The organism is Bradyrhizobium uaiense (assembly GCF_010811875.1).
GTDB classification, from domain to species: domain Bacteria; phylum Pseudomonadota; class Alphaproteobacteria; order Rhizobiales; family Xanthobacteraceae; genus Bradyrhizobium; species Bradyrhizobium uaiense.
In genome coordinates, this window is sequence record NZ_VKHP01000325.1 from 1 (window position 1) to 9,151 (window position 9,151).

The window sequence follows — 9,151 nt, forward strand, 5'->3', positions numbered from 1 at the left end:
TCGCGGTGCCGACGGGCGCGCGCACCGTCGCGCCCGCGATCATCACCTCGATCCGCTCGGCCGGACTCACCAGAACATGCGCCTTATCGATCGCGTTCGGCTGCGCCTCGACGGCGGCGTCGAGCCTGACTTGCACGAACTGCGGCGCTTCGCTCGACGCGAGCCGCGCCTGGCGCCGCCACACACTGAGCAGTCCCCGGTTGACCCCGTTGCGTCGAGCCACCTCGGAAATGCTCGTCTCGGGATCGGCGCTCTCGGCCACGATCCGCGCCTTCTCCGCATCGCTCCAACTGCGCCGTCGCCTCTCCCCCGTGATCACCTCGATCCGCTGATAGGAGGCGGCATCATGCCTGTCTTGATGCATGGAATGAGCGTCCCTCGCGTTGTCAAATCCACGCGCGATTCTCGCTCATCCCGTCCACCTAAGCGAGGTGGGGTCGTCGTACCGCTATCAAACCAACTGTCCTGTACGCAACTTTTCTATGAATTCATCCCTGGTGTCTATATTGCCTGCAGTGTGAATGTAAACCCCACCTGGGGCCATCAAATTTTGCAGCTCTGACGTATCGCCAGCCAAGCAGGCGGCGAGCCTTCGGCGATCCGCCTCAAAGCTTGCCTTACAAACGCCTCCAACATTTCCCTCCTCCCATTACAGAGTTCTGTCTTCGAACGAAGCGCTCTGCAGCTTGGACCTCTGAGCGTCGCTGATTCTGTCGGAAGCATGGGTAAAGCTGACGCGCAGGAGGTTAAGTACATCCCGACGTCGGGGTTATGTTCAGCGAGACAAAATTGTCGGCAACGGGGTGAACGTGATGTTCCTGTAACCGAAATCGCAATGTTGATTTAAGCAATGAGCTCAGTGTTCAAGCTTAAGTACTGCACCTCGCGGCGTTCTTCGATGGATTTCACGCCATATCAATCCACCTGCGCCGGAACGATCGGGATCGCTCGGGCCGGCAGTTCGGCGGAATAGAAGGCCCTGAGCTGCGGCGTCTCTTCGTTATCAAAGGTGATGTTGCACTCCTTGAATGCGCTATAGAATAAGCAACAATCGGATTCCTATCTGATGCTTGGCCGGCGCAAGGTCAACAAGCGGCGTCTCGGAGTCGAATCCGACAGCTGATCTCCTCGACCGGCTGCCGAAACTCTGAGCGTTCATTTATCTTAACTCTTATTCAACTCGTAGAGAAGCGCCGACACCAAGACTTTGCAAGGGCCACAAGTCGGCGAGCCAATGCTGCAAGAAGAAATAGCGCTGTGCGCAAGAGCAACTTTATGGCCACGCAGATCGTAGCGGCATGGCCAACCTGCGCCTCGCAGACGTTGCAGTAAACTCTGCGTGCGGACCCGATTATTGCCGAATACCGCCGAATAAGCCAGAGTTTGCCTAAATCCTGCAGCGTGTAGCGACTGTCGCAGTTATTCTTCATGATGTCGCCCTACATTCTTCAGACGCAACGCAATGTGTTCACCGCAGACGGACATCGAAATGAACATCGGAGGCAAAGTCAAAAGTGGATGAGATAATTAGCCAGATTGCCCCAAGACCATCATGACGGTGCTGAAGTGCATCATTTGGGCGGAAGTGCAGATCGAACGAGCTCTTATCTTGAAGGTCGGGGCAATCGAAGCGGAGATATGCGATGAAAACACCGGTATGTGAAATGTTGGGGATCGAATATCCAATCTTCGCCTTCAGCCACTGTCGGGACGTTGTCGCCGCTGTCAGCAAGGCGGGTGGGTTGGGGGTGCTGGGAGTTGCACGACTGACCCCGGAAAAGCTCGAAACCGAGCTGAATTGGATTGAGAAGGAAATCGGAGATCGACCCTATGGTGTCGACGCGCAAATTCCGGCGAAGCTCTATGGCGATGAGGCAGGAGGGCTGACTTTAGCAGAGCTCGAGGCGCGCATCCCCGAAGGCCACCGGAAGTTCGCAAATGATCTCCTATCGAAGTATGGGGTGCCCGAACTGCCGCCTGGATTATCTCCCGATAGCGGCCGCAACTATGCCGATTCTCGTGAGGCGTTTTCACGTGATAAGGAGCTCGCGCTTCTCGACGTGGCGCTCCAACATCGAATCAAACTTATCGCGAGCGCGCTCGGCGCACCCCCGCCGCAATTGGTGGAGGATGCGCATCGAAAGGGAATTCGGGTTGCGGGGCTTGTCGGCGCTAAGAAGCACGTGATGAGGCACTTGGACGCGGGTGTCGATATCATAATAGCACAGAGCTATGAAGCCGCCGGCCATACAGGCGACATAGGCGGCATGGTCCTTGTTCCCGAGATAGTTGACGCAGTAGCGCCTGTTCCTGTCCTGGCTGCGGGCGGAATCGCTACGGGCCGGCAATTTGCAGCCGCACTCGCCCTTGGCGCTCAGGGTGCATGGACAGGCAGCGTTTGGCTGACAACGGAGGAGGCGGAAACCCATCCGATTTTGAAGGAGAAACTGCTTCGCGCTACATCGAGCGATACAGTCCGGTCGCGGGCAGAGTCGGGAAAGCCGGCGCGTGTGCTACGGACGGCTTGGACGGAAGAGTGGGATACCAATCCGGCCAGCCCGGGGACGCTTCCATCGCCGCTGCAGTGGTTGCTCTCTGCGGACGCGTACGATCGGATTGAACGCGCAGCCTACTCCAGTGAGGGGGCTCGACAGCTCATGGGTTACGGTGCGGGTCAAGTCGTCGGATTGATGAACCAGGTCAAACCCGTCCAGCAGGTGATCTTCGAAATGGTGGACGAGTATTTGAGTGTGGCTCAGAGGTTCGCGGATGTGTTTACCGAAAATGGGGGATCAGATCGGTGAAGATCGCCGTCCTAGTGAAAAGCGCGCCGAATCCATCTGTTCGACCAGAGCTGTCCGACAATTTTCTTCTTAAGCGAGATGGTAGAGAAGGAGTACTTGATCCGGGAGACGAGCACGCCGTCGAAGCTGCCGTTAGGATCGCGGAGGCGAATTCCGGAGAAGTCACCGCGATCTCGATGGGTCCGGCGTCAGCGTTCGCGGCAGTGCGCCGGGCCATCGCGATGGGCGTCCAGCGAGGCGTCCTCGTGACCGATCCGCTTCTCGCCGGAGCCGACGCGCTTGTGACGGCGCGCGTGCTTGCGGCCGCGCTCCGGCGCGGCGCATATGACCTCATCGTTACCGGAGTCGAGTCCACAGATGGCTCAACCGGCACGTTGCCGATGACAATCGCGCAGCTCCTCGATCTTCCGAGCGTTACGTTCGCCCGTCGCATCGAGCTGACGACTGGCGTGGTCCGGGTGGAGAGGCAGACAGCTCGTGGCTACAATGTACTGGAGTGCCCGCTCCCTTGTGTTCTCGCGGTTACCACTGCGGCCAATGAACCGCGGTATCCATCCTTCAAGGGTGTCGTTCGAGCGAAGCAGACACCGGTCGCTACGCTCTCCGTTTCCGATCTCTCCCTCGCTTCGAGCGAGGTGGCGTCGGCGCAGAAGGTGGTCGCCGCCGAAGACGTCGTGCGAAGGGCCGCTGGCGAGATCGTGGAGGACGCAAGCGTCGCGCCGGCTCGTATCGTCGCTGCTCTCGAGAAGGCGAAGGTGTTAAGATGACTTCGAAAGTATGGGTCTACGCAGAAGTGCAGGCGGACGGCACAGTGGAGGAAGCGGCCCTCGAGCAGCTGACGAAAGCGCGGGACGTGGGTACCGACATCGGTGCCGTTGCGTTCGGACCCGGAGCGACGGCAGCGGCAGCGACCTTGGGCCGGTATGGCGCGCGAACTGTATTCGCGTCGGACGACCAGGTGTTCGTCGACTGTCCAGGATGGCCGGCGGCGACGGTACTCCATCGTCTCGCGGGCGAGCACGATCCCGCGCTCATCCTGTTCGGTCCGAGTTCCGACGCGCGCGACGTCGCGGGCCGGCTCCAGGCGATGACGGGTAGTACGCTGGTGTCCAACGTCGATGACGTGGTGTCTACTGAATGTGTGCGGATGCAAGTCTTCGGCGGGACGAAGGTCGTGGACGTTGCTCTCAGCGGCCCACTTCCGCGCATCGTTATCGTGCGAGCGAAAGCATTCCCCACCCGTGCGGACGACGGCGTCGCCCGCGTGATACTTGTCGACCCCGCCGTACCGGAAGCGACTCGGCGCGCGCGGCTCGTCGAGAGGAATGAGCAGCCTGCGGCAGGGGCGAATGTCGAGGAAGCCCGCGTGATCGTCTCGGGTGGGCGGGGACTGCGCAATGCGGAAAACTTCGAGCTTTTGGAGCGTATTGCCGCCGTGATACCGAACACCGCAGTCGGCGCAAGCCGCGCGGCCGTCGACGCCGGGTGGCGACCCTTCTCCGCGCAGATTGGGCAGACCGGCAAGATCGTGAGACCGGACGTGTACATCGCGGTTGGAATAAGCGGCGCCATTCAGCACTTGGTCGGCATGAAGGACGCGAAGGTCATTATCGCGATCAATTCGGACCGAGCGGCGCCGATCTTCGAGATCGCCGATCTCGGGATCGTCGGCGATGCACTGCGGATCATACCAGAGGTGACACGCCTCTTGGAGGAGCGATCGGAAATGCGTACGTGAATCCCTACCAACCAGTGATGCACCACCTCTCCGGCGAGACGCATGGTGACGGTTCCGCACGGCAAACTCCGGTCGAGGGCGCAATCCTCCCCTTATCTGCAAACTCTCCTGAATCTGAGCGGTGACTGAGATCGCCAGACAATCTCACCGCTCAGGCGTGGTCCAGGAAGAAGCTCGATCCTCTCTCTCAAGGGTCTTTGCGCTTTGCATTGAGATGCCCTCGGCGATCGTCAAACCCTTGTGAGCCGCCTCCGCATCGCGATTCCCTTCGGAATCCAATCAGGCACGAAATTCGCCAATAGGAGTGCTCTGCGCCACAACGCACGCTAGCCACTCTAGGCCGCAGCGAACGCAAATCCTTAGATCGCTAGTGGCTGTGCACAGTGATTTTGACCGGTTGGGTCATGCGTCAGATTAGCTCCGGCAGGATTTTGGGATCAACGAGGAGTTCGATACTGCGAGCTGTCCTTGGCAACCTTTTGATGAGGCCAGTTCTCTCGAGCGATCGCAGCATTTGGTGAACCGAAGGCGGGCTGACGCGGAAATATTCCTGCATGTCGGCTTCCGCCGGAGGCCTTCGGTGAAGCTTCTTATAGAGGTGGATGAAGGCGAGGTATTGCCCCTGCTTGGGCGTGAAGGTTTTTGCCGAAGGACTCACGCCGGCCATCCGATTCAGTTGTTCGTGCGTGCCTCTCAGGGAGGCAGGCATGAATGTACACTATCGGGTCGAACTCAGCCAAGTCGAGCGCAGCGAGCTCAAGGTGCTACTCAGCGGCGGCAAGCATGCGTCCCGCAAACTCAAGCGCGCCCAGATTTTGCTGGCTTCCGATGCCGGGGCCGGCGACGAGGAGATCGCCAGGAGTGTCGGCGTGAGCGGCTCGACCGTGTACCGGACCAAGCGCCGCTTCGTGGAAGGCAATCTGGAACGGGCGCTGAGCGAGGAGCCGCGACCCGGGGCGGAACGCAAGCTCACGGGCAAGGAAGAAGCCTTGCTGGTGGCGACCGCCTGTGCGGCTCCTCCAAAGGGCCGTGCCCGCTGGACGCTCGATCTGTTGGCGGGGGCGCTCGTCAAGCTCACCGAGCACAAAAACCTGTCGCGCGAGACGGTCCGGCGACGTCTGGCGGAGAATGACTTCAAACTCTGGCGCAGCGACATGTGGTGCATTCCGCACGTCGATGGCGAATACGTCGCTCGCATGGAAGACGTGCTCGACCTCCACGCCGAGGCGCCCGATCCCAAGCGGCCGGTGGTGTGCTTCGACGAAAGCCCTGTGCAGCTCATCGGCGAGGTCCGTCAGCCTATCCCGGCCAAACCGGGTCAGCTCGAACGTTACGATTACGAGTATCGTCGCAATGGAACGGTCAATCTCTTCGTCATCCTCGACGTGCATCGTCCCTGGCGCAAGGTCAAAGTCACCGAGCGACGAACCGCAAGAGACTATGCCCAATGCATGCGCGACCTCGTCGACATCCATTATCCCGATGCCGAGATCATCCAGGTCGTCCAAGACAATTTATCGACCCACTCCGCCGGCGCTCTGTATCAGACGTTCTCGCCCGCCGAAGCGCGCCGCATCATGCGACGGATCGAGTTCCACTACACCCCAAAGCATGCAAGCTGGCTCAACATGGTTGAGATCGAGATCGGCGTCTTGCGGGGACAGTCTCTCGCCCGCAGGATCGACGACCCCAAGCGGCTGCGCCGCGAAATCTCCTCCTGGGAACGGCAGAGAAATGCTGCCCGCTCCCGCATCAAATGGATGTTCACAACAGAAAAGGCCCGTGCCAAAATGGGGTGCGCCCAAACGCTTCCAAAGAGTCATAATCACCGTGCAGAAGTACTAGTCGCTTTTGGAACGCTATCTCATCTTCCACACTGGCCGTCTTTTCTCCGCAAAAGCCTTGGGGCCCTCCGTCCCATCTTCCATCTCCATCAAGCGACGCAACATTGGTATCCCCATTTTGTATGCTTCCTCCACCGGCAGACTTCGTGCTTTCGTTACGACCTGCTTTATTGCCTGGACCGCCAGTGGCGAGCATAGAGTTATCGAGTCTGCGATGGCGTCTGCTTCCTTCATAAGGGCGTCTCGGTCCGGATGCACACTATGCACCAGCCCGCAGCGGAGCGCTTCCTGAGAACCGATTCGATTTCCGGTCAATTGGATATACATCGCTTCCCCTAGCGGAATCATCCTCGACAAGTTATGGCAACCGAAATAGTTCGCCATTAGATTCCAGCGCGGTTCGGGTAAGCCGAAGGTCGATTGAGACGTCGCGATTCGAATGTCGCATTGAAGAGCTATTTCGAACCCACCGGCTACGCAGTAGCCGTCAACGGCGGCAATTATTGGTTTCCATATCTCTAGATCAGCGAACCGACGGATCTCATCCTGCCCGCGTCCCCGACCATCAGAGTCATCTCGCGCAACTTCCTTAAGATCCATGCCTGCCGAAAAGGCCCGTCCACCGGCGCCCGTCAATATAGCTACCAATAGCTCGTCGTCATCCCGGAACGTCTGTATGGACTCCACCAACGCCTTCTCCATTTCCAGGTTCATGGCGTTCAACACGTGCGGCCGATTAAGGGTTATATAAAAGACAGCCCCCCTCTTCTCTGACAATACTACTCGCTGATCAGTCATTGCGTCCTCCGTCACCCTTCGACACATTGCGTGCCTTCGTCTGCTCAAGTCCAACAATTCGGGGATCAAAAGCACCGCCTCTGCACTCAAACCGTTCAGCTAAGGAGCCCTCGAGGATCAAGCTCGATGGTGAAGGATCCGAATCAAGTCCCCTCAACAGAAAATGAGCTCAGGTTTCCGCTGCCAGTCGCGAAATCATAGACGGCTTTTAAGCTGAAATGCCCCGCCTTTAGCGATAGCGGGCCCGAAATTCTGCGTTGGATGGGCGAAATGTGAAGCTTTCTGAAGTTGGCCCGCAGTGGCGGCCCAGCGCTGCATGACGCTAATATACGGTCATTTTGCGCCAAGCAACTCGTGGCGAGCATCTCAAGACGCGAGCCAGCGCGGGGTTGGACGCGCCGCCATCTCTCGAAGGGTGGACGCATCTCCACTCGCGAAAACAAGCACTCCGCCCAGGAATCCATCGATCGGTGAACCTCGAAAAAGGCGTTCTGCAACTCGACATCTTCGCTCCGAGCAAGCTTGGAAGAAGAGTCGCAGTCCACAATCATCAGAACGGGCCGACCGATCTCCTCTTACGCGTTGATCCACAAATACCAGTACATCAATGATGATATCCCTAGCTTACGGACCAACCACTACCGATTGCCGCGTTCGCAATCGCTGAGCAGAGCTTCGTCCGCGGCGCGGCCGGGCACGTCCTCTTTCCAGCGGACCGATCCGAACGGGCGCTCCAGCATGCGGCGAATACGCACCGGGTGGGAGCCGGTATGGAAAGCCATGGCCTTGAAATCAAGGGCGCGTTCCAACCGGGTCGAGCGGTTCCGGTGGCGCAAATAATCGAGCCATGTAGGACAGTGATAGCGCTCAGTCCACAGCTCCGGCTCGGCGATGTCGCGTGCAATCGACCAGCCATAGGCCCGGTTGCGCTGGCGGGACAGCTGTACGTTCTGCATCAATGTGTGAAAGGCGCGGGCATTCTCCGCCGCAACGCGATATTCGATTTCCACCACGAGCGGGCCGCTTCGGTCGGTGAGCGGGAGCCGCACCATGGGATCGCCCAGCAACTCGGCCTCCTCGCCGCGGGCGCTGATGCGCGGCATCCGCAGCCAGAGCCCAAGTAGCGGCGAGACAGCGCGGCGGAGACAAGCAGCGCGATTTCGACTCCAGCGGCATCGGTGAGGCGGCCCCAACCCCAGCTGCCGACGGCAATGCCGCCGGAGTACGCAGCCTGATAAGCCGCGAGCGACCGTCCCGCGACCCAGCGCGGCGCGGACAACTGCACCCCGATATCGAACAACGTGAACGTCATCAGCCACATCGCGCCAGCCAAGATCAGTGCGATCGCGGTCAGAACCGGCGCACGGCTCAACGCCACGGCGGCGATCGCGCAGCCCATCGATAGCATGCGAGTGCGCACCGCGGCTTCACCGTTCATTCGCTTGCGCACCTCGCCGATGCTAAGAGCTCCGATGACCGCGCCAAGACCAAAGGCGCCAAGCATGATCCGGTAGGTCTGCGCGCTACCATGCAAGAGATCGCGCGCGATCAGCGGCATCAGAGCCGAGATCGAGCTGCCGATCGCGCCGGTTGCCATGGCGCGACCATCACGATCCTGATCGGAGGCGAATTCGCAATGTAGCGCACGCCCGAGACAATGGCTCGCCTCAGCCCTTCGCGAGGCAAGGGCGAGGGCTCCGCCACACGTCTCCGAAGGCACAGGGCGATCATCAGCGGCAGATAGAGCAACGCGCTGAGCGCAAAGGCAGCGCACGCGCCCGCGGTCGCAACCACGATGCCACCGATCGCTGGACCGGAACTGCGTGCGATGTTGAAGCTAATACCAATCCTCAAATTGATCGACCGATGTAGGCCCAATCGCGGAGCGCGATTGACATGATCTGCCACGGCTGATCGATGAGAGTGTTCCAAGCGTAACAGCAGTGATCGACGATGTTGTCATAGGA

Annotated in this window: 6 protein-coding genes and 3 pseudogenes; 4 read left to right on the forward strand and 5 right to left on the reverse strand. The window is 59.6% G+C overall.

Annotation, left to right across the window (positions count from 1 at the left end; all coding sequences use genetic code 11):
- Both FNJ47_RS42105 and FNJ47_RS54885 read right to left on the reverse strand, forming a co-directional pair.
- On the reverse strand, positions 1-262 hold a 262-nt coding region (locus FNJ47_RS42105), incomplete at its 3' end, for a transposase (RefSeq protein ID WP_430649473.1).
- Between the two features lie 189 nt (positions 263-451).
- Positions 452-595, reverse strand: a pseudogene (locus tag FNJ47_RS54885) (nuclear transport factor 2 family protein); the annotation flags it as partial.
- A gap of 1,048 nt (positions 596-1,643) precedes the next feature.
- On the opposite strand from FNJ47_RS54885, the gene FNJ47_RS42110 reads away from it, so the two are divergent.
- From FNJ47_RS42110 to FNJ47_RS51945, 3 genes are read left to right on the forward strand one after another with little or no spacing between them, the layout of a single operon-like run.
- A complete protein-coding gene (locus tag FNJ47_RS42110; protein WP_163162179.1) occupies positions 1,644-2,804 on the forward strand; it encodes an NAD(P)H-dependent flavin oxidoreductase in 1,161 nt (386 codons plus the stop codon).
- Complete coding sequence (locus FNJ47_RS42115; RefSeq protein ID WP_163162181.1) at positions 2,801-3,571, forward strand: electron transfer flavoprotein subunit beta/FixA family protein; 771 nt, start codon at positions 2,801-2,803, stop codon at positions 3,569-3,571. The genes FNJ47_RS42110 and FNJ47_RS42115 overlap by 4 nt, the downstream gene beginning before the upstream one ends.
- The gene (locus tag FNJ47_RS51945) at positions 3,568-4,542 is read left to right on the forward strand and encodes an electron transfer flavoprotein subunit alpha/FixB family protein (protein WP_163162183.1); all 975 of its coding nucleotides are present in this window, start codon (positions 3,568-3,570) and stop codon (positions 4,540-4,542) included. Before FNJ47_RS42115 ends, FNJ47_RS51945 begins: the two co-directional genes overlap by 4 nt.
- Before the next feature lie 409 nt (positions 4,543-4,951).
- Here the strand turns inward: FNJ47_RS51945 and FNJ47_RS42125 are convergent, their stop codons facing one another.
- The gene (locus FNJ47_RS42125) at positions 4,952-5,251 is read right to left on the reverse strand and encodes a LexA family protein (RefSeq protein WP_430649474.1); all 300 of its coding nucleotides are present in this window, start codon (positions 5,249-5,251) and stop codon (positions 4,952-4,954) included.
- Between FNJ47_RS42125 and FNJ47_RS42130 the strand changes: the two are divergent.
- Positions 5,250-6,356 (forward strand): annotated as a pseudogene (locus FNJ47_RS42130) (IS630 family transposase); the annotation flags it as partial. The gene FNJ47_RS42125 and the pseudogene FNJ47_RS42130 sit on opposite strands and share 2 nt — an antisense overlap.
- A gap of 45 nt (positions 6,357-6,401) precedes the next feature.
- On the opposite strand, the gene FNJ47_RS54890 reads toward FNJ47_RS42130, so the two are convergent.
- Complete coding sequence (locus tag FNJ47_RS54890) at positions 6,402-7,211, reverse strand: enoyl-CoA hydratase-related protein (protein WP_430649475.1); 810 nt, start codon at positions 7,209-7,211, stop codon at positions 6,402-6,404.
- A gap of 611 nt (positions 7,212-7,822) precedes the next feature.
- Positions 7,823-9,029: pseudogene (locus FNJ47_RS54895) on the reverse strand (MFS transporter); the annotation flags it as partial.
- Between the last annotated feature and the right edge of the window lie 122 nt (positions 9,030-9,151).